Genomic DNA, 19,641 nt, shown 5'->3' on the forward strand with positions numbered 1-19,641 from the left:
GGCACAACCGCCCCCCCTATCCCTGTCCGCGCTCCTTGCGCAGGCGCGCCCAATAGTCCAGCCTCTTGCGGATCTCGCGCTCGAAGCCCCGCTCCGGCGGATCATAGAAGCGCTGGCGCCCTATCATCTCGGGGAAATAATCCTGTCCCGAGAAGGCGTCCGGCTGGTCGTGGTCATAGGCATAGCCGTCGCCATAGCCTTCCGACTTCATCAGCTTGGTGGGGGCATTGAGAATGTGCTTGGGCGGCGGCAGGGAGCCGCTTTCCTTGGCCTTGCGCAAGGCGCTCTTGTAGGCGGTGTAGACGCCGTTCGACTTGGGTGCGGTGGCGAGATAGACGACCGACTGTGCGAGCGCCAGTTCGCCCTCGGGCGAGCCAAGCATCTGGTAGGCGTCGCGCGCCGCATTGGCCTGCACCAGTGCCTGCGGGTCGGCGAGCCCGATGTCCTCCACCGCCATTCGGATCAGCCGGCGGGCGAGGAACAGCGGGTCCTCGCCGCCGTCGAGCATGCGACAGAACCAGTAGAGCGCGGCATCCGGGTCGGAGCCGCGCACCGACTTGTGCAGCGCCGAGATGAGATTGTAGTGGCCGTCGCGCGACTTGTCGTAGACCGGCGCGCGCCTTTGCACGAGTTCCTGCAGCCGTTCGGCGTCGAAGGTCTCGCCCTCTCGCGCCGCCCGCCAGACGTCCTCGGCAAGCGTCAGCGCCGCCCGCCCATCGCCATCGGCCATGCGCAGCAGCGCCGCGCGCGCGCCTTCGTCGAGCGGCAGCGGCCTGCCCTCCTCCTCCTCGGCGCGCGCCAGCAGCTTGTCGAGCGCATCGCCGTCGAGAGTGCGGAAGGTGAGCACATGCGCCCGCGACAACAGCGCCGCGTTGAGCTCGAAACTCGGGTTCTCGGTTGTCGCCCCGACGAGCGTCACCGTTCCATCCTCCATGACCGGCAGGAAGCTGTCCTGCTGGGCCCGGTTGAAGCGGTGGATCTCGTCGACGAAGAGCAGCGTGTTGCGCCCCGTCATCCGTGCGGCGCGCGCGCCCTCGAACACCTTCTTGAGATCGGCGACCCCGGTGAAAATGGCCGAGACCTGCTCGAAACGCAGGTCGGTCGCATCCGCCAGCAGCCGGGCGACCGTTGTCTTGCCCGTTCCCGGCGGTCCCCAGAAGATGAGAGACCCGAGCGAGCGGGTGGCAAGCATGCGCGTCAGCACGCCCTCCTCGCCGATCAGATGCTCCTGACCGACCACATCCTCCAGCCGCGCCGGCCGCATCCGGTCGGCCAGCGGACGGCGCGCGTCGGCGCCAAGCCCGGCAGCGTGAAAAAGATCGCTCATGGAAGTCGCCAGCCTGCCCGCACGGCCCTCTAGCCCCTCAGCGCGATGCGCAGCACCCGGTCGCCGCGCTTGATCTCGAGACGCCAGATGCCCGGATCGCTGTCGGCGATGCGCACCAGCTCCCGCGTGTCCGCGACCGACGCACCATTGATCGACAGGACGATGTCGCCGCGCTGCAGGCCGACCCGCGCCGCCGGGGAGCGATTTTCGAGCGCGCCGATGACCACGCCGGTCTCGAAGCTGTCGAGCCGCAGTTCCTCGGCGACCGCCGGCGACAGGTTCATCACCGTCGCGCCGACGAAGGGAGAATAGCCCCGGATCTTGCGCGGATCGCGCGGCACGGTTTCCGGCGCAGGTTCCAGCGCGACCGTCAGCGTCTTCTCGCCATCGGCCCGAAGCACGGTGAAGTCGGTGCTCGAGCCGACGTTGCGGTTGGAGAACCGGTAGCCGAAGCTGTCGGGATCGCTCACTTCCGCGCCGCCGACGCGCACGATCAGGTCGCCGACCTTCAGTCCGGCGCGCGCGGCCGGCGACTTCTCCGCGACCTGGGTCACCAGCACGCCGCTCGGCCGCTCGAGCCCGAGCGCCTCGGCGATCTCGGCGCTCACCATCTGCAGGCTCGCACCGAGCCAGGGCCGGTGCAGCTTGCCGTCGCCCTTGGCCGCGCTGGCGACGAAACGCGCCATGTTCGAGGGAATGGCGAAGCCGATGCCATTGGACCCGCCCGAGCGGGAGAAGATGGCGGTATTGATGCCAACGAGCCGGCCCTGCATGTCAACGAGCGCGCCGCCCGAGTTGCCCGGATTGATGGCCGCGTCCGTCTGGATGAAGAACTGGTAGTCGGTGACGCCGACACGGGTGCGCGCCAGCGCCGAGACGATGCCCTGGGTCACGGTCTGGCCGACGCCGAAGGGATTGCCGATGGCAAGCACGATGTCGCCGACCTGAAGCTCATCGGAATCGGCAAAAGGCAGGAACGGCAGGTCGCCGTCGAGCCCCTTCACCTTGAGAATGGCAAGGTCCGTGCGCTCGTCCTTGAGCACGATGTCGGCGTCATACTCGCGCCGGTCGGCCAGCGCCACACGCACCTCGTCCGCGTCGGCGATGACATGATGGTTGGTCAGGATGATGCCGTCGGCGGAGACGATCACGCCCGAGCCAAGCGAGGATTCGACCCGCTGTCGCTGGGGACCGAGCCCCTGGTCGGGACCACCGAAGAAGCGGCGAAAGAACGGGTCGTCGAAGAACGGCGACCGTGGCCGGCTCTGCACCGTGCGGCTGGCGTAGACGTTGACGACGGCCGGCGTCGCCTCCTTCACCACCGGGGCGAAGGACATGGACAGCTCCGCCGCCGTCTGCGGCACCTTGCGCCCGGCGCCGTCGGCGGCGAAGGCGAAGCCCGCCGGCAGGAGACTTGCGGCCAGAAGCACCGCGAGCGCGCGTTTTCCGGCCCGAACCAGACGTGACCCATCCATCCCGGCAATCTCCTCGCTGGCAGGTCCCGGTCCTGCCGGGACGCTCCGATTTCCATGAACCCGCCCGCTTCACCTCAAGGCGCCCGCTCAGCAAAGGGCGGACGCGCGCGGGAAACGGCGGAAAGGATCGAACCCGCCATACATGCCAGATTGGGGCGAAACGTGGCAATGGGACAGACGGATCGATTTGCCGCATCCCGGCCAAGCCCGGACCTCGCCCACAACGAAAAAAGGCCGCCGGATTTCCGGCGGCCTTCGGTTTTCGGTTCGGCCTTTCGCTCAGGCGGAGCGGACCTGACCGAGGAAGTTCTTCACTTCCTTGTCGAGATGCTCGGCCTGGGTCGCCAGTTCGGTCACCGACGTGGAAACCGCGTTGGCGGCGTCCGTCGTCTGCTCGGAAATGCTGCGCACCTCCGAGATGTCGTTGGAAACCTTGGACGTGCCACCGGCAGCGCGCTGGGTGTTCTCGGCGATGCTCTGGGTGGCGAAGCTCTGCTCCGTCACTGCCGCCGACACATCCGTCACCGACTGGCTGATCTCGCCGATCGTGTGCTGGATCTCGCCGATGGCCGTCACCGCATCCTCGGTTGCATGGCGGATGGCATCGATCTGCTGCTGGATCTCGCCGGTCGCCTTGCCGGTCTGTGAGGCAAGCTCCTTGACCTCGGCGGCAACCACTGCAAAGCCCTTGCCCGCCTCACCCGCACGCGCCGCCTCGATGGTGGCGTTGAGCGCGAGAAGGTTGGTCTGGTCGGCAATGTCGCTGATGAGCGTCACCACCTCGCCGATGCGGTTGGCCGCCTCGGCGAGCGAGCGCACCGTTCCGTTGGTCGACTGCGCCCGTGCCGTCGCCGTCTGGGCGATGACCGACGACCGCTCGATCAGCGAGGAGATCTCCTGGATCGAGCTCGAGAGCTGGTCGGACGCCGTGGCGATCGACTGCACCTCGTTCATCGCATCCATCGACATCTGCGCCGCGCGGTCCGAGGTGTCGCCCGAGACTTCCGTCATCTCGCGCATCGTGTCGGCCGAAACACGCAGGCTGTCCACCGAGCGGGCGACATGATCGACCACCTGGCCGACGGTCGCCTCGAAGTCGGAGGCGAGGTCGGAGAGCATCTGCTGGCGCTGCTCGGCCTGCGAACGGGCAAGCTGGGCTTCATGCGCCGCCCGCCGCTCCTGTTCCTCGACCGCATTCTGGCGGATCAGCACGACAGCGCGGCCGATATCGCCGATCTCGTCGCCACGACGCGCGGCGGCAATATCGGTCGAGGTATCGCCACCGGCGATGGATTCAAGCGCCCGCACCAGTGCATGGAGCGGCTTGGTGATGGAGCGCGAGAACAGCAGCGCCACGACAATGGCGAGACCGACCGTCACGAGCGTCAGGATCACCATCGAGTTGCGCATCTCGGTAACGGCGGACAGCGTTTCCGCCACCGACCGCTCGGCGACGACGGCAAGGCGAACGTTGCCCACCTCCATCGGCACCGCGACCGTCATCCGGTCGACGCCATCGACATTGGCAACAACCCCCTCGCCGTCCGAGCCGGCAAGTGCTGCATTGACGACCGGGTTGTCGGCGACCTCGATCAGCGCGGTGGCCTCGCTCGAACGCGGCTTGTTGGTGACAAGATGATTGCTCGCGTCGACCACATAGACCTGGCCGGTCTCGCCAAGATCCTCAAGCCCGTTGGTGATACGCTCGAAATACTCCGAGCCGATGCGCACGACGACGACGCCAGCGAGCTGCTGGCCATTGAACTTGGTCAGATAGGCGGGCTGCGCAATGAACATCGACGGCGCGCCGCCGGCCGGTGCGTAGAACGAAAAGTCCGAGACGAACTGCTCGCCCGGCTTGCCGGCCATGGCCTTGTTGAACACGTCGGCAAGCGCGGTGTCCTTCAGTTCGTCATCGGAGACGAGGTGAAGGAAATCGCCGGATTTGGTGACGCTGTAAAGCACCCGGCCGTCCGCGCTGATGGCGTAGATATCTGCATAGCCATTGTTCTTCCACGCGGAGTAGAAGCCGGCATGAAGCTCCGAGTGGCGCCAGGCGTAGAGCGTCTTGTTGTTCTTGCCGCTCAGCTCGGCACGGCCGGCGGCGTCGAGGCCATCCGGCTGGAAATACGCGAGAAGCGTCTCGCGCTCCTGATCGATGCTGGACATGGCCGCATCGAGATCTCCGAACGCCATCGCCGCGCCCGCGCCGGAAACGGTGGTCGACAGATCGCCGCGCAGCATGCCGAGCTTGGAGTCAGCAAGCCCTTCACGCGCCTTCGCGATCATCGTCAACTCGCCGATGGCGGAATTGGTAAGGCCCTCACGGGCATTGAGATAGCCACCGATGCCCACAGCAACACAAGCTGCAAAGGTCAGTCCGACCATCAACACCGGCACGACGACCGACAACTTCAGGAAACGATTCCCCGTCCGAGCCTGCGGCTCGCCACCCTGCGACATATCACCCCTCCGAACGCGTGGGACCCTATCGCTAAAGTGGTACTCATGAGGGCGTTAAAATTTGGATAATCGATATCTTCAAAAATGCGAGTTAAATCAAGTTCTTAATCAAAAATACCAAAACGGGCGGGGCAACCCAGGGTGCCCCGCCCGCCTCGAAATGCACAGTTACGCAGCGTCTTCAGACACCTGCGCGGCTTCATTGCGCGCACGGTCGACGGCACCCTTGGCATCGACATCGCGATCGACAAACTCGATCACGGCGAGCGGGGCGTTGTCGCCATGGCGGAAGCCGGCCTTGAGGACGCGCGTGTAGCCGCCATTGCGGCCCTTGTAACGCTCGGCCAGTGTGTCGAACAGCTTGCGCACCAGGGCGACGTCGCGGATCTGCGCGATCGCCTGACGGCGGGCGTGCAGGTCGCCACGCTTGCCGAGGGTGACAAGCTTCTCGACGATCGGACGCAGTTCCTTCGCCTTGGGAAGGGTGGTCACGATCTGCTCATGCTCGATCAGGGACGCCGACATGTTGGCGAACATCGCCTTGCGGTGGCTGGACGTCCGGTTGAGCTTGCGGCCGCGATTGCCGTGGCGCATGGCTCTCTCCTTTTTCGATGGGGGCGGTCAGGCCGCCTCTTGAACCCGGGGTGATCGCGCTTACGCGATCAATACTGATGATCTTCGTAACGCTTGGCGAGTTCGTCGATGTTCTCCGGCGGCCAGTTGGCCACCTCCATGCCAAGATGGAGACCCATCTGGGCAAGAACTTCCTTGATCTCGTTGAGCGACTTGCGGCCGAAATTCGGCGTCCGCAGCATCTCCGCCTCGGTCTTCTGAATGAGATCGCCAATATACACGATATTGTCGTTCTTCAGACAGTTGGCCGAACGCACCGAAAGCTCGAGCTCGTCCACCTTCTTCAGAAGCGCCGGGTTGAACGCGAGCTCGGGGACGGTGTCCTCCTTCACTTCGCGACGCGGCTCCTCGAAATTGACGAAGATGGAAAGCTGGTCCTGAAGGATGCGTGCCGCGAAAGCGACCGAATCCTCGGGAGAGACCGATCCGTCGGTCTCGACCGTCAGCGTCAGCTTGTCATAGTCGAGAACCTGGCCCTCACGGGTGTTCTCGACCTTGTAGGACACCTTCTTGACCGGCGAGTAGAGGCTGTCGACCGGGATCAGCCCGATGGGGGCGTCTTCCGGACGGTTGCGCTCTGCCGGCACGTAGCCCTTGCCGGTGTCGACGGTGAATTCCATGCGGATCTCGGCGCCCTCGTCGAGGGTGCAGAGCGCGAGATCGGGGTTCAGAACCTCGATGTCACCAACCGTCTGGATGTCGCCCGCCGTCACCACGCCCGGTCCCTGCTTGCGCACAACCATGCGCTTGGGACCCTCGCCCTGCATGCGCAGCGCGATTTCCTTGATGTTCAGGATGATGTCAGTGACATCCTCGCGAACGCCCGGGATGGACGAGAACTCGTGCAGCACGCCGTCGATCTGCACCGCCGTCACGGCTGCGCCCTGGAGCGAAGACATGAGGATGCGGCGCAGCGCGTTGCCGAGCGTCAGGCCGAAGCCACGCTCCAGCGGCTCGGCGACAACCGAACCAAGGAGACGCGGATCGTAGCCCGGCTTCACGTCAAGCTTGTTCGGCTTGATCAATTCCTGCCAGTTCTTGTGAATGCTCAAATCTCTTCCTCCGGCTGTCCCGCCGGGACGCGAGGCGCCCGGCCATGCTGTGCCATGGGAATAAAAGGTGTGCGACTGGTCGTCAGACGCGGCGGCGCTTGCGCGGACGGCAACCGTTGTGCGGGATCGGCGTCACATCGCGGATCGACGTCACCATGAAGCCGGCCGCCTGCAGCGCGCGAAGCGCCGACTCACGACCCGAACCAGGACCGCGAACCTCGACCTCGAGGGTGCGCATGCCGTGCTCGGCAGCCTTGCGGGCCGCGTCCTCGGCCGCGACCTGAGCCGCGTACGGGGTCGACTTGCGCGAACCCTTGAACCCCATCGCGCCAGCGGACGACCAGGAGATCGCGTTGCCCTGGGCATCGGTGATGGTGATCACGGTGTTGTTGAAAGTGGAGTTCACATGCGCGACGCCGGAGGAAATGTTCTTCCGTTCGCGACGACGGACGCGCGTGGTGTCTTTTGCCATTTTTGTATCCCTTGCTCGATCTCTTCACCGCCGTATGTCGGCGGCTCCACCGGGCGATTTCCGATGAATTACTTCTTCTTGCCGGCAATCGCCTTCGCCGGACCCTTGCGGGTGCGGGCGTTCGTATGGGTGCGCTGGCCGCGCACCGGAAGGCCGCGACGGTGACGCAGGCCACGGTAGCAGCCAAGGTCCATGAGACGCTTGATGTTCATCGCGACCTCGCGACGGAGGTCGCCTTCGACGATGTAGTCGCGGTCGATGGTCTCGCGAATCGCGAGAACTTCGGCATCGCTGAGCTCGTTGACACGACGCTCGGGAGCGATGTTCACCTTCTCGGTGATCTCCTGCGCGAACTTCGCGCCGATGCCATGGATGTACTGAAGCGCGATGACGACGCGCTTGTTCGTCGGAATGTTAACGCCTGCGATACGGGCCAATGCCGTCTCCATGTTGGGCGCGCCCGAATTGGGCTGCGCCGGGTTGCCCCCGCGTCCGGTGGAGCCCGGCCCCTGCGGGGAAACTCAGTTGCACAAAAAGCATCCGTGCCGCGCGGTTGCCGCGCGGCGCGAATGCGGGTCTTGTGGCAGGGGGCGAGCCTTAGCTTGCCGTTGCCACCGCGTCAAGCGCGGAATCGATCTGCGCAGAGACCTCGTCAATCGACTTCATGCCATCGATCGACCGAAGCTGGTTGCGGCTGCGATAATAGGGAGCGACCACGGCGGTGTCCCGGTTGTAGGCGGCAAGACGCTGCTTGAACACCTCGGGATCATCGTCCTTGCGCACCGGCTGGCCGGCGGCCCTGGCGTCGGCCGCGCGCTTCATGATGCGCTCGACAAGCCGGGTCTGGTCGACCTCGAGCTCAAGCACCGTATCGAGCTTGAGCCCCTTGCCTTCAAGCATCCGGTCGAGCGCCTCGGCCTGTGCGACCGTGCGGGGAAACCCGTCGAGGATGAAGCCGTTCTGGGCATCCGCCTCCTCGATCCTGTCAGCGACGATACCGATGACGATATCGTCGGAAACAAGACCACCCGCATCCATCACCGACTTGGCCTTCAGACCCACCGGCGTCTCCGCCGCCACAGCGGCCCTCAGCATGTCACCGGTCGACAGCTGCGGAATGCCATGCTTCTCGACCAGGCGCGCTGCCTGCGTGCCCTTGCCCGCCCCCGGCGGGCCGAGAAAAATCAGTCTCATCTGCGCTTCCCCCTGAGCTTCGCCTTCTTCACCAGTCCCTCATACTGATGAGCGAGCAGATGTCCCTGGATCTGAGAAACCGTATCCATGGTCACACTCACGACGATCAGGAGAGACGTACCACCGAAGTAGAACGGAACGCCCGTCGCGGAAATGAGGAATTCGGGTAACAGGCAGACCAGGACGATGTAGATGGCGCCGACAGCAGTGATTCGCGTCAGCACGTAGTCGATGTACTGGGCGGTCCTCTCCCCCGGACGAATGCCCGGAATGAAGCCGCCATGCTTCTTCAGATTGTCGGCCGTGTCCGTCGGATTGAACACGATCGCCGTGTAGAAGAAACAGAAGAAGATGATCAGGACAGCATAGAGCACCATGTAGAGCGGCTGGCCGTGGCCAAGCAGCGCCGTGATCGTCGTCAGCACGCCGGAATCGCCGCCCGTCGCGCCAAGCCCTGCCAGCGTCGCCGGAACAACGAGAAGCGACGAGGCGAAGATCGGCGGGATAACGCCGGCGGTGTTGAGCTTGAGCGGCAGGAACGAGGTGTTGCCCTCGAACATGCGGTTGCCCATCTGCCGCTTCGGATACTGGATCAGAAGACGTCGCTGCGCCCGCTCCATGAACACGATCACCGCGATCACGACGACCGAGAGAATCAGCAGCAGCAGGATGATCGGCGTCGCAAGCGCGCCCTGGCGGCCGAGCTCAAGCGTCGAGGCAAGTGCCGCGGGAAGACCGGCGACGATGCCCGCGAAGATGATCAGCGAGATGCCGTTGCCGATGCCGCGCGACGTGATCTGTTCGCCGAGCCACATCAGGAACATGGTGCCGCCAACCAGCGTCACCACGGTGCTGGCACGGAAGAACCAGCCCGGATCGAGAACCACATTCGTCGACGATTCAAGGCCGACGGCGATGCCGTAGGCCTGCACGGTCGCAAGCAGCACCGTGCCATAGCGCGTGTACTGGTTGATGACCTTGCGGCCCTGCTCGCCCTCCTTCTTCAGCGCCTCGAGCGACGGTACGACCGACGTCAGCAGCTGAATGATGATGGAGGCCGAGATGTAGGGCATGATGCCGAGGGCCAGAATCGCCATGCGCGCCACGGCACCGCCGGTGAACATGTTGAACAGGCCGACGATGCCCTGCTGCGCCTGACCAAAGGCCTGCGCAAAGGCATCCGGATTGATCCCCGGCAGCGGCACGTAAGTGCCGAACCGATACACAAGAAGCGCACCCAGTGTGAACCAGATACGCTTCTTCAATTCCTCGGCTTTGGCGAAAGCTGAAAAATTCAGATTAGCCGCTAGCTGTTCGGCAGCAGATGCCATTCCAGGCTCCGGTCAGGTGAGTGCACTCGAGAAAGGAAAAATGGGGGAAACCCAGGCTTATTCAGCCTGGGCTCCGATAATTGCGACCTTGCCGCCAGCCTTCTCGACAGCCTCGATGGCCGCCTTGGAGGCGCCGGCGATCTCGAAGGAGACCACGGTCTTCAGCTCGCCGTCGGACAGGAGGCGAACGCCATCCTTGACGCGACGGATGACGCCGGCGGCCTTGAGGGCCTCCGCAGTCACGGTCTCGCTGGCGTTGAGCTTGCCGGCGTCGATCGCCGTCTGCACGCGACCAAGCGAAACGGCCGTGAACGACTTCGCGAAGATGTTCACGAAACCGCGCTTCGGCAGGCGACGGTGGAGCGGCATCTGGCCGCCCTCGAAGCCCTTAATCGCAACGCCCGAGCGGGACTTCTGACCCTTGACGCCACGGCCGCCGGTCTTGCCCTTGCCCGAACCGATGCCGCGACCAACGCGCATGCGATCTTTCGTGGCGCCGGGGTTGTCCCGGAGTTCATTGAGTTTCATCGTCTGTCTCCCCGCACTCTCACGCGTCTTCGACGACGCGAACGAGGTGCTGAACCTTCCGGATCATGCCACGCACTTCCGGAGTATCCTTCAGCGTCGAGCGGCGGTGCATCTTGTTCAGACCAAGACCGATCAGCGTTGCCCGCTGGTCCTTCGGGCGCCGGATCGGGCTGCCCACCTGCTCGACCGTAACGGTCTTATCGTTCGCCATGGAACCAAGCCTTTCTCAAGCTGGTGTCTGCGGAAGCCGGGTTCAACCCTCGGCCGCCACAACGCTGTCGTCGATGTCGCGGCGACGCGACTGGATCTGCGACACCTTGAGGCCACGACGGGCCGCGACGGAGCGCGGGCTATCTTCGTGCTTCAGCGCCTCGAAGGTGGCGCGCACCATGTTGTAGGGGTTCGCCGAGCCGAGCGACTTGGCAACCACGTCCTGAACGCCGAGCGTCTCGAACACCGCACGCATCGGGCCACCGGCGATGATGCCGGTACCAGCCGGAGCCGCGCGGAGCACGACCTTGCCAGCGCCGTGGCGACCGTTGACGTCGTGGTGCAGCGTCCGACCCTCGCGCAGAGGCACGCGGATCATGGAACGCTTCGCGGCCTCGGTGGCCTTGCGGATCGCTTCCGGCACCTCACGCGCCTTGCCGTGACCAAAGCCAACGCGGCCCTTCTGGTCACCGACAACGACGAGTGCGGCAAAGCCGAAACGACGACCGCCCTTCACCACTTTGGCGACGCGGTTGATATGAACGAGCTTGTCGACGAACTCGCTGTCACGCTCGTTACGATCGCCGCCGCGCTCCCGATTATCCTGTCTCGCCATGATATTCGCTTTCGTTTGTCTGTGAGCGTCTTATACGACGATCAGAATTCAAGTCCGCCCTCACGCGCTGCGTCGGCAAGAGCCTTGACGCGGCCGTGAAACAGATAGCCACCGCGGTCGAACACCACCTGGGTGACGCCAGCAGCCTTGGCGCGCTCGGCCAGAACCTTGCCCACAGCCGCGGCGGCGGCGATGTTCGCGCCGGACGTGATGTCGACGCGCAGGTCCTTGTCGAGAGACGATGCCGAGGCCAGCGTGTGGCCCTTCGCGTCGTCGATGATCTGAGCATAGATCTGCTTGGACGAACGGTGCACCGAAAGCCGCGGGCGGCCGTTCAGAACCTTTTTGATCGAACGGCGGACGCGGTCGCGGCGGCGCTCGAAGAGTGTGTGTGTCTTCGCCATGATCCGGTCCGTTACTTCTTCTTGCCTTCCTTGCGAACGATGAACTCGCCCGCATAGCGAACACCCTTGCCCTTGTAGGGCTCAGGCGGACGGAACTCGCGAATCTCGGCAGCCACCTGACCGACGCGCTGCTTGTCGATGCCGGAGATCACGATCTCGGTCGGCTTCGGGCAGGCCACCTCGATGCCATCGGGCATCGGGTAGACGACGTCGTGGGAGAACCCGAGAGCGAGCTGCAGGTTCTTGCCCTGCACCTGGGCGCGGTAACCGACACCCGTGATTTCGAGACGCTTCTCGAAACCCTTGCTCACACCCGTCACGAGATTTTCGATCATGGTGCGGGACATGCCCCACATCGCACGCGCGGGCTTGCTGTCCACGCGCGGATTCACCTTGATGCCATCATCCGTCATTTCGGCCAGAACCAGGCTGTTGAGAGCGAAGGAGAGCTGCCCCTTCGGTCCCTTGACCTCAATGCTCTGACCGTTGATCGTTGCCGTTACCCCGCTAGGCACGGGGACTGGCTTCTTGCCAATACGAGACATATGACCAACCTGTCCAATCTACTTCGTACGAAGTGACTGCCGCATCAGAAGATGCGGCAGAGAACCTCGCCACCGACATTCTGCTCCCGAGCATCATGATCCGCCATCACGCCACGCGGCGTGGAGAGGATCGAGACACCGAGGCCGTTTGCGACGCGCGGGATGTTCCTCACCGAGGAGTACACCCGCCGACCCGGCTTAGAAACCCGTTCAATCGAACGGATCACCGGCTCGCCGTCGAAATACTTGAGCTCGATCTCGAGCTCGGACTTGCCGCCCTCATATTCCACGGTCGTGTAACCGCGGATATACCCTTCCGCGGCCAGTACGTCGAGCACATGTTCGCGCAGCTTGGAAGCCGGCGAGTTCACCTTGCTCTTGCGACGCATCTGGGCATTGCGGATACGGGTCAGCATATCGCCCAAGGGATCGGAAATCGCCATGGGATTCTCCTTACCAGCTCGACTTCACGAGGCCCGGGATAAGTCCCTTGGAGCCCAGTTCGCGAAGCGCGACGCGCGACATCTTAAGCTTGCGATAGTAGCCACGGGGGCGACCCGTCACTTCGCAGCGGTTGCGCAGGCGCACCTCGGCCGAGTTGCGCGGCAGTTTCGCCAGCTTCAGCCGGGCTGCATAACGCTCCTCGAGCGACAGGCTCTCGTCCTTAGACATCGCCCGGAGCTCCGCACGCTTTTCGGCGTACTTGTTAACGAGCCGCTCGCGCCGCTTGTTCTTTTCGACCGCGCTTTTCTTCGCCATCGTTCTGTCCTCGTTCCTTGCCCGTTACGCCTTGCGGAACGGGAAGTTGAACGCGCGCAGAAGCTCGCGCGCCTCGTCGTCCGTCTTCGCGCTCGTGCACACGATCACATCAAGGCCCCAAACCTGGTCGACCTTGTCGTAGTTGATCTCCGGAAACACGATGTGCTCCTTGATGCCCATGGCATAGTTGCCACGGCCGTCGAAGCTCTTCGCATTCAGCCCGCGGAAGTCACGAACGCGCGGCAGCGCGATGGTGATCAGGCGGTCCAGAAATTCGTACATGCGCTCGCCACGCAGGGTGACTTTAGCGCCAAGCGGCATGCCTTCGCGCACCTTGAAGGTAGCGATGGACTTGCGCGCCTTGGTGATCACCGGCTTCTGACCGGCAATCGCTGCCAGATCGTCAGCAGCGATCTTGGCCTTCTTGCTGTCCGCGACCGCCTCGCCGACGCCCATGTTGAGAACGATCTTCTCAAGGGTCGGGATCTGCATCGGGTTCTGGTAGTTGAACTTCTCCTGCAGCATCGGACGGATCTTATCCAGATATTCCGTCTTCAGCCGGGGAAGCGTCTTGGTATCAGCCATCGATCAGATCTCCCGAGCGCTTGGCCACGCGCACCTTCGTGCCGTCTTCCTTGACCTGGAAACCGACCCGGGTCGGCTTGCCGTCCTTGGGATCGGCGAGCGCCAGGTTCGATACGTGAATCGGCAGCTCCTTGGAGATGATGCCGCCTTCAGCCTGGGCGGTCTGACGCTGATGGCGACGAACGACGTTCACCCCACGCACCAGAGCCTTGTCTTCCTTCGGCATCATGGCGACGATCTCGCCGGTCTTGCCCTTGTCGCGACCGGTCAAAATGACGACAGTGTCGCCCTTCTTGAGCTTTGCGGCCATTACAGCACCTCCGGAGCGAGCGAAATAACCTTCATGTGGTTCTTCGCCCGCAGCTCACGCGGAACCGGCCCGAAGATACGGGTACCAATCGGTTCCTTGTTGTTGTTGATCAGCACGGCCGCATTGCGGTCGAACCGGATCACAGAGCCGTCGGGACGGCGGATATCCTTCGCCGTGCGCACAACGACCGCTTTCATCACGTCGCCCTTTTTGACGCGGCCGCGCGGGTTAGCCTCCTTCACGCTGACGACAATGATGTCGCCCACGCTGGCATACTTCCGCTTCGAGCCGCCGAGCACTTTGATGCACATGACACGACGGGCGCCGGAATTGTCCGCCACGTCGAGGTTTGTTTGCATCTGAATCATGACTGGCCGCCTTGTTCTTCTTTCACCGCGCTCGCATGGGAGCGCCGGAAGTCACGTCAGTCCGCGGTCGAACCCTCGACAACGGTCCAGGTTTTCGTCTTCGAAACCGGCGCGCATTCCTGGATGAGGACGAGGTCCCCGGCCTTGCATGCGTTGGTCTCGTCGTGCGCCCGATACTTCTTCGAGCGGCGGACGGTCTTCTTGTACAACGGATGCGTGAAGCGGCGCTCCACACGAACCGTCACCGTCTTGTCATTGGCGTCGCTGACAACGACACCCTGCAGAACGCGCTTGGGCATCCCGTTCTCCTTACGCGCTTGTGGCCACACGCATTTCGCGCATGATCGTCTGAATGCGCGCGATGTCGCGTCGCACCTGGCGCACACGCGCCGTATTCTCAAGCTGACCGGTCGCACGCTGGAAGCGCAGGTTGAACTGCTCCTTCTTAAGCGTCTCGAGCTCGGTTCCCAGCTCGTCCAAGGTCTTTGCCCGAACGTCGGTCGCCTTCATGGCATCAGTCTCCTGGTCGCGCCTTAGTCGGCGATACGCTGAACGAAGCGGCACTTGATCGGCAGCTTCGCAGCGGCCAGGCGCATCGCTTCGCGCGCCGTCTCTTCCGGCACACCGTCAATCTCGAACATGATCCTGCCGGGCTTGACCTTAGCGGCCCAGTAGTCCGGCGAACCCTTACCCTTACCCATACGCACTTCGGTCGGCTTAGACGACACCGGCACGTCCGGGAAAATCCTGATCCATACGCGACCCGCACGCTTCATGTGACGGGTCATGGCACGACGGGCCGCCTCGATCTGGCGCGCGGTCACCCGCTCCGGCTCCACGGCCTTCAGGCCAAAGGCACCGAAGTTGAGATCGGTACCGCCCTTGGCGGTTCCGTGGATCCGGCCCTTGTGCTGCTTGCGGAACTTCGTTCGCTTCGGTTGCAGCATCTCTTCTCTCTCGCTCTGCTACTGTCCAGAACCCGGTCGGCGGCTTACGCCGCGCGACCGCGCTCGCGACGTCCGCCGCCCTGGTTCGTCCCATCGCCCTCGACCGCGCGGCGCTCAGACGCCATCGGGTCGTGTTCGAGGATCTCACCCTTGAAGATCCAGACCTTGACACCACAAGTGCCATAGGCCGTGTGAGCCGTCGAAACACCGTAGTCGATGTCCGCACGCAGCGTGTGCAGCGGAACCCGACCCTCGCGGTACCATTCGGTACGTGCGATCTCGGCGCCACCCAGACGGCCACCGCAGTTGATGCGGATACCCTGGGCGCCCATGCGCATCGCCGACTGAACGGAACGCTTCATGGCACGGCGGAAAGCCACGCGACGCTCGAGCTGCTGGGCGATCGAGTCGGCCACCAGCTGGGCATCGGTCTCGGGCTTGCGCACTTCAACGATGTTGATGTGCACGTCCGAGTTGGTCATCGCTGTCAGCGCCTTGCGGAGCTTCTCGATGTCCGCACCCTTCTTGCCGATCACCACACCCGGACGACCGGAATGGACGGTGACGCGGCACTTGCGGTGCGGGCGCTCGATGACGACCTTCGAGATCGCAGCCTGCTTCAGCTCCTTGAGGAGGTATTCGCGGATGCGAAAGTCCTCGTGAAGCAGCTTGCCGTATTCGCCCTTGTCGGCGTACCAGCGCGAATCCCAGGTGCGATTGATCCCGAGGCGCAGGCCGATCGGATTGACTTTATGTCCCATCAGGCAGTCTCCTCGACTTCGCGAACGACGATCGTCAGGTTCGAAAAGGGCTTCTCGATCCGGCCGACGCGGCCACGAGCACGCGGCTGGAACCGCTTGATCACGAAAGCCTTGCCCACGTGGGCCTCGGCGACGACAAGGCTGTCGACGTCGAGATCGTGGTTGTTCTCGGCGTTGGCGATTGCCGACATCAGCGCCTTCTTGACGTCGTCGGAAATCCGCTTGCGAGAAAAGGTCAGATCGGCAAGAGCCTTTTCCACCTTCTTGCCGCGGATCGACGCCGCGACCAGGTTCAGCTTACGCGGGGAAACGCGCAGCATCCGGGCGACCGCCTGCGCCTCGTTATCGGCGAGCGCGCGCCCGCCCTTCGGCTTGCCCATCGTTACTTCCTCTTCGCCTTCTTGTCCGCGCCGTGACCGTAGTACGTACGGGTCGGCGAGAACTCGCCGAACTTGTGACCGATCATATCTTCGGACACCATCACCGGAACGTGCTTCTGGCCGTTGTAGACGCCGAACGTCAGACCTACGAATTGCGGCAGAACCGTCGAGCGGCGGCTCCACATCTTGATCACTTCGTTGCGACCCGAGGCGCGGACCTTGTCTGCCTTCTTAAGCAGAAATCCGTCGACGAACGGGCCCTTCCAAACAGAACGTGCCATGTTCGGCCCCTCTTATTTCTTGCGCGCGTGACGGCTGCGGACGATGAACTTGTCCGTGGCCTTGTTGGAACGCGTGCGCTTGCCCTTGGTCGGCTTGCCCCACGGCGTGACCGGATGACGGCCACCCGAGGTACGACCCTCGCCACCACCGTGCGGGTGATCGACCGGGTTCATGGCGACACCGCGGACATGCGGGCGACGACCCATCCAGCGAGACCGACCGGCCTTGCCAAGATTGATGTTGCCGTGGTCCGGGTTCGACACCGCGCCGACCGAAGCCATGCAGGTGCCGAGGATGCGGCGCTGCTCGCCAGACTGCAGGCGAACCGTGGTGTAACCCTGGTCGCGACCGACGATCTGCGCATAGGCACCGGCGGAGCGTGCGATCTGGCCACCCTTGCCCGGCTTCATCTCCACATTGTGGACGATGGTGCCGACGGGGATCGCCGAAAGCGGCATCGCGTTGCCCGGCTTGACGTCGACGGCCTTGCCGGCGACGACCTTGTCGCCCTCGGCCAGACGCTGCGGCGCCAGGATGTAGCTGAGCTCGCCGTCCTCATACTTGATGAGAGCGATGAACGCCGTACGGTTCGGGTCATACTCGATCCGCTCGACAGTGGCGAACATATCGAGCTTGGTGCGCTTGAAGTCGACCAGACGATAGCGGCGCTTGTGACCGCCACCGCGGTTCGGCGAGGTCGTGCGGCCGGTGTTGTTACGACCGCCAGACTTCGTCAGACCCTCGGTCAGCTGCTTGATCGGCTTGCCCTTGTAGAGGCCCGCGCGATCAACCATCACCAACTGGCGGCGACCCGGCGACGTCGGATTAAAGGTCTTAAGTGCCATCTTTCCTCTCCGCCCTTAAAGCCCGGTCGTCACGTCGATGGACTGACCGTCGGCAAGCGTGACGACGGCCTTCTTGACGTCCGACTGACGACCGATACGGCCGCGGAAGCGCTTGGTCTTACCCTTGCGCACGAGTGTGTTGACCGCCGTCACCTTGACGCCGAACAGCTTCTCGACCGCTGCCTTGATCTCGGGCTTGGTCGCCGTCGGGGAGACGTTGAACACGACCTTGTTCTCTTCCGAGGCCATGGTCGCCTTCTCGGTAATCACCGGGGAAACGACCGTGTCGTAATGCTTCAGGATGCTCATTTGAACCGCTCCTCGAGCGCCGTCACGGCGGCCTTGGTCAGGACGAGCTTTTCCCGGCGCAGAATGTCATAGACGTTGATGCCCTCGATCGGCAGAACGTCGATCGCCGGGATGTTGCGCGAAGCCAGGCAGAAGTTCTGGTCCAGCTCGCTACCGTCCACGAACAGCGCGTTCTTCAGGCCGAGCTTGGCGAAGCGCGACACGAGTGCCTTCGTCTTCGCCTCGTCCGCCGCGGCTGCCTCGACGATGATCAGGCCTTCGGCCTTCAACTTCGCGGACAGTGCGTGGCGCAGGCCGAGCGCGCGGATCTTCTTCGGCAGGTCATGCGCATGACTGCGCACCACCGGACCGTGAGCCTTGCCGCCGCCGCGGAACTGCGGGGCCTTCTTGTTGCCGTGACGAGCGCCGCCGGTGCCCTTCTGGCGGACGAACTTCTTCGTCGTGCCGGAAACTTCCGAACGCTGCTTCGCCTTGTGCGTACCCGCCTGGCGCTTGGCAAGCTGCCAGCGCACGACGCGGTGGATCAGGTCGGTGCGCGGATCGAGACCAAAGATCTCGTCCGACACCGTGATCGAACCGGCGGCGGCCCCGTCGAGGGTCTTCACCTCAAGTTCCATCACTCGCTCTCCTTCTCGACCGCAGCGGCTGCGGCACCAGCGCGATAAGCGCCCGGAACCGGTACACCCTCGGGCAGAGCCTTCTTGACGGCGTCACGAACCAGGATCCAGCCACCCTTCGAACCCGGGACAGCGCCCTGGATCATGATGAGGCCGCGCTCCGGATCGGTGCGCACGATCTTCAGGTTCTGCGTCGTGACCTGCTCGGCACCCATGTGACCGGCCATCTTCTTGCCCTTGAACACCTTACCGGGGTCCTGGCACTGGCCGGTCGAGCCATGCGCACGGTGGGTAATGGACACGCCATGAGAGGCGCGCATACCACCGAAATTGTGCCGCTTCATGGCACCCGCAAAGCCCTTGCCGATCGAGGTGCCCGTGACATCCACGAACTGCCCGTCGACAAAATGGTCCGCCGTGATCTCGGCGCCAACCTCGATCACGTTTTCCGCGGAAACGCGGAACTCGGCGAGCTTGCGCTTCGGCTCAACGCTGGCGACCGAGAAGTGGCCGCGCATCGCCTTGGGCGTATTCTTCACCTTGGCCAGACCGGCGCCGACCTGCAGCGCGACATAGCCATTCTTTTCTTCCGTCCGGTGGGCGACGACCTGACAGTTCTCAAGCTTGAGAACCGTAACCGGCACGTGCTCTCCCGCATCATTATAGATGCGAGTCATTCCCACCTTCTGTGCGATCACTCCAGAACGCATCGGCGTGTCCCCTTGTGAGCGCCTTACAGCTTGATCTCGACGTCGACACCAGCGGCCAGGTCGAGCTTCATAAGCGCGTCAACCGTCTGCGGCGTCGGATCAACGATGTCGAGAAGACGCTTATGCGTGCGCATCTCGAACTGATCACGGCTCTTCTTGTCGATATGCGGTCCGCGAAGCACGGTGTACTTCTCGATCCGCGTGGGCAGCGGCACCGGGCCGCGCACCTGTGCACCGGTCCGTTTCGCCGTGTTGACGATCTCGCGGGTCGAGGCATCGAGTACACGATGATCGAACGCCTTGAGACGGATCCGAATGTTTTGACCGTTCATCTCTCAGTCCCCATGCGGTCCGCCCGTCGTCTGCCGACGTGCGGACCAGGTTACATTACTTGATGATCGAAGCGACGACGCCGGCACCGACGGTGCGGCCGCCCTCGCGGATGGCGAAGCGCAGGCCTTCTTCCATCGCGATCGGCACGATCAGCTCAACCTCGACCGACACGTTGTCGCCCGGCA

Annotated in this window: 30 protein-coding genes and 1 pseudogene; all 31 read right to left on the reverse strand. The window is 63.7% G+C overall.

Going from position 1 to position 19,641, the window contains the following annotated elements; genetic code table 11:
- Positions 1-16: 16 nt before the first annotated feature.
- Positions 17-1,327, reverse strand: coding sequence for a replication-associated recombination protein A (locus tag ACN0WF_RS17345; protein WP_417774027.1), 1,311 nt, complete (start codon positions 1,325-1,327; stop codon positions 17-19).
- A gap of 29 nt (positions 1,328-1,356) precedes the next feature.
- Complete coding sequence (locus ACN0WF_RS17350; protein WP_417774028.1) at positions 1,357-2,802, reverse strand: DegQ family serine endoprotease; 1,446 nt, start codon at positions 2,800-2,802, stop codon at positions 1,357-1,359.
- Between the two features lie 279 nt (positions 2,803-3,081).
- The gene (locus tag ACN0WF_RS17355; protein ID WP_417774029.1) at positions 3,082-5,265 is read right to left on the reverse strand and encodes a methyl-accepting chemotaxis protein; all 2,184 of its coding nucleotides are present in this window, start codon (positions 5,263-5,265) and stop codon (positions 3,082-3,084) included.
- A 168-nt stretch (positions 5,266-5,433) separates the two neighbouring features.
- On the reverse strand, positions 5,434-5,859 hold the full coding sequence (gene rplQ / locus ACN0WF_RS17360) for a 50S ribosomal protein L17 (RefSeq protein WP_417774030.1): 426 nt from the start codon (positions 5,857-5,859) through the stop codon (positions 5,434-5,436).
- Positions 5,860-5,927: 68 nt separating this feature from the next.
- Positions 5,928-6,950, reverse strand: coding sequence for a DNA-directed RNA polymerase subunit alpha (locus ACN0WF_RS17365; protein WP_417774031.1), 1,023 nt, complete (start codon positions 6,948-6,950; stop codon positions 5,928-5,930).
- Positions 6,951-7,032: 82 nt separating this feature from the next.
- On the reverse strand, positions 7,033-7,422 hold the full coding sequence (rpsK, locus tag ACN0WF_RS17370) for a 30S ribosomal protein S11 (RefSeq protein ID WP_417774032.1): 390 nt from the start codon (positions 7,420-7,422) through the stop codon (positions 7,033-7,035).
- Between the two features lie 68 nt (positions 7,423-7,490).
- Positions 7,491-7,859 carry a 30S ribosomal protein S13 gene (rpsM, locus tag ACN0WF_RS17375; RefSeq protein ID WP_417774033.1) on the reverse strand — a complete coding sequence of 123 codons (369 nt, stop codon included), beginning with the start codon at positions 7,857-7,859 and terminating at the stop codon, positions 7,491-7,493.
- Between the two features lie 160 nt (positions 7,860-8,019).
- Positions 8,020-8,616, reverse strand: a complete 597-nt coding sequence (locus ACN0WF_RS17380; RefSeq protein ID WP_417774034.1) for an adenylate kinase — start codon at positions 8,614-8,616, stop codon at positions 8,020-8,022.
- Positions 8,613-9,947 (reverse strand): preprotein translocase subunit SecY, encoded by a 1,335-nt coding sequence (gene secY, locus ACN0WF_RS17385; protein WP_417774035.1) that lies wholly within the window; start codon positions 9,945-9,947, stop codon positions 8,613-8,615. The genes ACN0WF_RS17380 and secY overlap by 4 nt, the downstream gene beginning before the upstream one ends.
- Positions 9,948-10,004: 57 nt before the next feature.
- The gene (rplO, locus tag ACN0WF_RS17390) at positions 10,005-10,475 is read right to left on the reverse strand and encodes a 50S ribosomal protein L15 (protein WP_417774036.1); all 471 of its coding nucleotides are present in this window, start codon (positions 10,473-10,475) and stop codon (positions 10,005-10,007) included.
- Between the two features lie 19 nt (positions 10,476-10,494).
- Positions 10,495-10,686 (reverse strand): 50S ribosomal protein L30, encoded by a 192-nt coding sequence (gene rpmD / locus ACN0WF_RS17395; protein WP_417774037.1) that lies wholly within the window; start codon positions 10,684-10,686, stop codon positions 10,495-10,497.
- A 42-nt stretch (positions 10,687-10,728) separates the two neighbouring features.
- On the reverse strand, positions 10,729-11,301 hold the full coding sequence (gene rpsE, locus ACN0WF_RS17400; RefSeq protein WP_417774038.1) for a 30S ribosomal protein S5: 573 nt from the start codon (positions 11,299-11,301) through the stop codon (positions 10,729-10,731).
- Between the two features lie 41 nt (positions 11,302-11,342).
- Positions 11,343-11,705, reverse strand: a complete 363-nt coding sequence (rplR, locus tag ACN0WF_RS17405; RefSeq protein ID WP_417774039.1) for a 50S ribosomal protein L18 — start codon at positions 11,703-11,705, stop codon at positions 11,343-11,345.
- 11 nt (positions 11,706-11,716) lie between these two features.
- Positions 11,717-12,250: a 50S ribosomal protein L6 gene (rplF, locus tag ACN0WF_RS17410; protein WP_417774040.1), complete on the reverse strand. Its 534-nt coding sequence runs from the start codon at positions 12,248-12,250 to the stop codon at positions 11,717-11,719.
- 44 nt (positions 12,251-12,294) lie between these two features.
- Positions 12,295-12,693 (reverse strand): 30S ribosomal protein S8, encoded by a 399-nt coding sequence (gene rpsH / locus ACN0WF_RS17415; protein WP_417774041.1) that lies wholly within the window; start codon positions 12,691-12,693, stop codon positions 12,295-12,297.
- Positions 12,694-12,703: 10 nt separating this feature from the next.
- Positions 12,704-13,009 (reverse strand): 30S ribosomal protein S14, encoded by a 306-nt coding sequence (gene rpsN, locus ACN0WF_RS17420; protein WP_417774042.1) that lies wholly within the window; start codon positions 13,007-13,009, stop codon positions 12,704-12,706.
- A gap of 24 nt (positions 13,010-13,033) precedes the next feature.
- The gene (rplE, locus tag ACN0WF_RS17425) at positions 13,034-13,594 is read right to left on the reverse strand and encodes a 50S ribosomal protein L5 (RefSeq protein WP_417774043.1); all 561 of its coding nucleotides are present in this window, start codon (positions 13,592-13,594) and stop codon (positions 13,034-13,036) included.
- Positions 13,587-13,904 carry a 50S ribosomal protein L24 gene (gene rplX / locus ACN0WF_RS17430; protein WP_417774044.1) on the reverse strand — a complete coding sequence of 106 codons (318 nt, stop codon included), beginning with the start codon at positions 13,902-13,904 and terminating at the stop codon, positions 13,587-13,589. Before rplX ends, rplE begins: the two co-directional genes overlap by 8 nt.
- On the reverse strand, positions 13,904-14,272 hold the full coding sequence (gene rplN, locus ACN0WF_RS17435) for a 50S ribosomal protein L14 (protein WP_417774045.1): 369 nt from the start codon (positions 14,270-14,272) through the stop codon (positions 13,904-13,906). The genes rplX and rplN overlap by 1 nt, the downstream gene beginning before the upstream one ends.
- Before the next feature lie 56 nt (positions 14,273-14,328).
- Positions 14,329-14,571 carry a 30S ribosomal protein S17 gene (rpsQ, locus tag ACN0WF_RS17440; RefSeq protein WP_417774046.1) on the reverse strand — a complete coding sequence of 81 codons (243 nt, stop codon included), beginning with the start codon at positions 14,569-14,571 and terminating at the stop codon, positions 14,329-14,331.
- Positions 14,572-14,581: 10 nt separating this feature from the next.
- Positions 14,582-14,782, reverse strand: coding sequence for a 50S ribosomal protein L29 (gene rpmC / locus ACN0WF_RS17445; RefSeq protein WP_417774047.1), 201 nt, complete (start codon positions 14,780-14,782; stop codon positions 14,582-14,584).
- Positions 14,783-14,805: 23 nt separating this feature from the next.
- A complete protein-coding gene (gene rplP, locus ACN0WF_RS17450) occupies positions 14,806-15,219 on the reverse strand; it encodes a 50S ribosomal protein L16 (RefSeq protein ID WP_417774048.1) in 414 nt (137 codons plus the stop codon).
- 44 nt (positions 15,220-15,263) lie between these two features.
- The gene (gene rpsC, locus ACN0WF_RS17455) at positions 15,264-15,980 is read right to left on the reverse strand and encodes a 30S ribosomal protein S3 (protein ID WP_417774049.1); all 717 of its coding nucleotides are present in this window, start codon (positions 15,978-15,980) and stop codon (positions 15,264-15,266) included.
- On the reverse strand, positions 15,980-16,360 hold the full coding sequence (gene rplV, locus ACN0WF_RS17460) for a 50S ribosomal protein L22 (RefSeq protein WP_417774050.1): 381 nt from the start codon (positions 16,358-16,360) through the stop codon (positions 15,980-15,982). Before rplV ends, rpsC begins: the two co-directional genes overlap by 1 nt.
- Before the next feature lie 2 nt (positions 16,361-16,362).
- Positions 16,363-16,641, reverse strand: a complete 279-nt coding sequence (rpsS, locus tag ACN0WF_RS17465) for a 30S ribosomal protein S19 (protein WP_417774051.1) — start codon at positions 16,639-16,641, stop codon at positions 16,363-16,365.
- Positions 16,642-16,653: 12 nt separating this feature from the next.
- Positions 16,654-17,487, reverse strand: a complete 834-nt coding sequence (rplB, locus tag ACN0WF_RS17470) for a 50S ribosomal protein L2 (RefSeq protein ID WP_417774052.1) — start codon at positions 17,485-17,487, stop codon at positions 16,654-16,656.
- A gap of 15 nt (positions 17,488-17,502) precedes the next feature.
- Positions 17,503-17,796 (reverse strand): 50S ribosomal protein L23, encoded by a 294-nt coding sequence (locus tag ACN0WF_RS17475; protein ID WP_417774053.1) that lies wholly within the window; start codon positions 17,794-17,796, stop codon positions 17,503-17,505.
- Entirely contained in the window at positions 17,793-18,413 is a 621-nt protein-coding gene (gene rplD / locus ACN0WF_RS17480) for a 50S ribosomal protein L4 (protein ID WP_417774054.1), read from the reverse strand. The genes ACN0WF_RS17475 and rplD overlap by 4 nt, the downstream gene beginning before the upstream one ends.
- Positions 18,413-19,123, reverse strand: coding sequence for a 50S ribosomal protein L3 (gene rplC / locus ACN0WF_RS17485; protein ID WP_417774055.1), 711 nt, complete (start codon positions 19,121-19,123; stop codon positions 18,413-18,415). The genes rplD and rplC overlap by 1 nt, the downstream gene beginning before the upstream one ends.
- A gap of 23 nt (positions 19,124-19,146) precedes the next feature.
- Complete coding sequence (rpsJ, locus tag ACN0WF_RS17490; protein ID WP_067216522.1) at positions 19,147-19,455, reverse strand: 30S ribosomal protein S10; 309 nt, start codon at positions 19,453-19,455, stop codon at positions 19,147-19,149.
- A 55-nt stretch (positions 19,456-19,510) separates the two neighbouring features.
- Positions 19,511-19,641 (reverse strand): annotated as a pseudogene (gene tuf, locus ACN0WF_RS17495) (elongation factor Tu); the annotation flags it as partial.

This window comes from Stappia sp., assembly GCF_048268045.1.
GTDB lineage: Bacteria > Pseudomonadota > Alphaproteobacteria > Rhizobiales > Stappiaceae > Stappia.

What these genes read in the sequence shown, in the direction of transcription:
- ACN0WF_RS17345 (WP_417774027.1), bottom strand. Translation starts at nt 1,327, where the DNA reads ATGAGCGATCTTTTTCACGCTGCCGGGCTTGGCGCCGACGCGCGCCGT.
- ACN0WF_RS17350 (WP_417774028.1), bottom strand. Translation starts at nt 2,802, where the DNA reads ATGGATGGGTCACGTCTGGTTCGGGCCGGAAAACGCGCGCTCGCGGTG.
- ACN0WF_RS17355 (WP_417774029.1), bottom strand. Translation starts at nt 5,265, where the DNA reads ATGTCGCAGGGTGGCGAGCCGCAGGCTCGGACGGGGAATCGTTTCCTG.
- rplQ (WP_417774030.1), bottom strand. Translation starts at nt 5,859, where the DNA reads ATGCGCCACGGCAATCGCGGCCGCAAGCTCAACCGGACGTCCAGCCAC.
- rpsK (WP_417774032.1), bottom strand. Translation starts at nt 7,422, where the DNA reads ATGGCAAAAGACACCACGCGCGTCCGTCGTCGCGAACGGAAGAACATT.
- ACN0WF_RS17380 (WP_417774034.1), bottom strand. Translation starts at nt 8,616, where the DNA reads ATGAGACTGATTTTTCTCGGCCCGCCGGGGGCGGGCAAGGGCACGCAG.
- secY (WP_417774035.1), bottom strand. Translation starts at nt 9,947, where the DNA reads ATGGCATCTGCTGCCGAACAGCTAGCGGCTAATCTGAATTTTTCAGCT.
- rplO (WP_417774036.1), bottom strand. Translation starts at nt 10,475, where the DNA reads ATGAAACTCAATGAACTCCGGGACAACCCCGGCGCCACGAAAGATCGC.
- rpmD (WP_417774037.1), bottom strand. Translation starts at nt 10,686, where the DNA reads ATGGCGAACGATAAGACCGTTACGGTCGAGCAGGTGGGCAGCCCGATC.
- rpsE (WP_417774038.1), bottom strand. Translation starts at nt 11,301, where the DNA reads ATGGCGAGACAGGATAATCGGGAGCGCGGCGGCGATCGTAACGAGCGT.
- rplR (WP_417774039.1), bottom strand. Translation starts at nt 11,705, where the DNA reads ATGGCGAAGACACACACACTCTTCGAGCGCCGCCGCGACCGCGTCCGC.
- rplF (WP_417774040.1), bottom strand. Translation starts at nt 12,250, where the DNA reads ATGTCTCGTATTGGCAAGAAGCCAGTCCCCGTGCCTAGCGGGGTAACG.
- rpsH (WP_417774041.1), bottom strand. Translation starts at nt 12,693, where the DNA reads ATGGCGATTTCCGATCCCTTGGGCGATATGCTGACCCGTATCCGCAAT.
- rpsN (WP_417774042.1), bottom strand. Translation starts at nt 13,009, where the DNA reads ATGGCGAAGAAAAGCGCGGTCGAAAAGAACAAGCGGCGCGAGCGGCTC.
- rplE (WP_417774043.1), bottom strand. Translation starts at nt 13,594, where the DNA reads ATGGCTGATACCAAGACGCTTCCCCGGCTGAAGACGGAATATCTGGAT.
- rplX (WP_417774044.1), bottom strand. Translation starts at nt 13,904, where the DNA reads ATGGCCGCAAAGCTCAAGAAGGGCGACACTGTCGTCATTTTGACCGGT.
- rplN (WP_417774045.1), bottom strand. Translation starts at nt 14,272, where the DNA reads ATGATTCAGATGCAAACAAACCTCGACGTGGCGGACAATTCCGGCGCC.
- rpsQ (WP_417774046.1), bottom strand. Translation starts at nt 14,571, where the DNA reads ATGCCCAAGCGCGTTCTGCAGGGTGTCGTTGTCAGCGACGCCAATGAC.
- rpmC (WP_417774047.1), bottom strand. Translation starts at nt 14,782, where the DNA reads ATGAAGGCGACCGACGTTCGGGCAAAGACCTTGGACGAGCTGGGAACC.
- rplP (WP_417774048.1), bottom strand. Translation starts at nt 15,219, where the DNA reads ATGCTGCAACCGAAGCGAACGAAGTTCCGCAAGCAGCACAAGGGCCGG.
- rpsC (WP_417774049.1), bottom strand. Translation starts at nt 15,980, where the DNA reads ATGGGACATAAAGTCAATCCGATCGGCCTGCGCCTCGGGATCAATCGC.
- rplV (WP_417774050.1), bottom strand. Translation starts at nt 16,360, where the DNA reads ATGGGCAAGCCGAAGGGCGGGCGCGCGCTCGCCGATAACGAGGCGCAG.
- rpsS (WP_417774051.1), bottom strand. Translation starts at nt 16,641, where the DNA reads ATGGCACGTTCTGTTTGGAAGGGCCCGTTCGTCGACGGATTTCTGCTT.
- rplB (WP_417774052.1), bottom strand. Translation starts at nt 17,487, where the DNA reads ATGGCACTTAAGACCTTTAATCCGACGTCGCCGGGTCGCCGCCAGTTG.
- ACN0WF_RS17475 (WP_417774053.1), bottom strand. Translation starts at nt 17,796, where the DNA reads ATGAGCATCCTGAAGCATTACGACACGGTCGTTTCCCCGGTGATTACC.
- rplD (WP_417774054.1), bottom strand. Translation starts at nt 18,413, where the DNA reads ATGGAACTTGAGGTGAAGACCCTCGACGGGGCCGCCGCCGGTTCGATC.
- rplC (WP_417774055.1), bottom strand. Translation starts at nt 19,123, where the DNA reads ATGCGTTCTGGAGTGATCGCACAGAAGGTGGGAATGACTCGCATCTAT.
- rpsJ (WP_067216522.1), bottom strand. Translation starts at nt 19,455, where the DNA reads ATGAACGGTCAAAACATTCGGATCCGTCTCAAGGCGTTCGATCATCGT.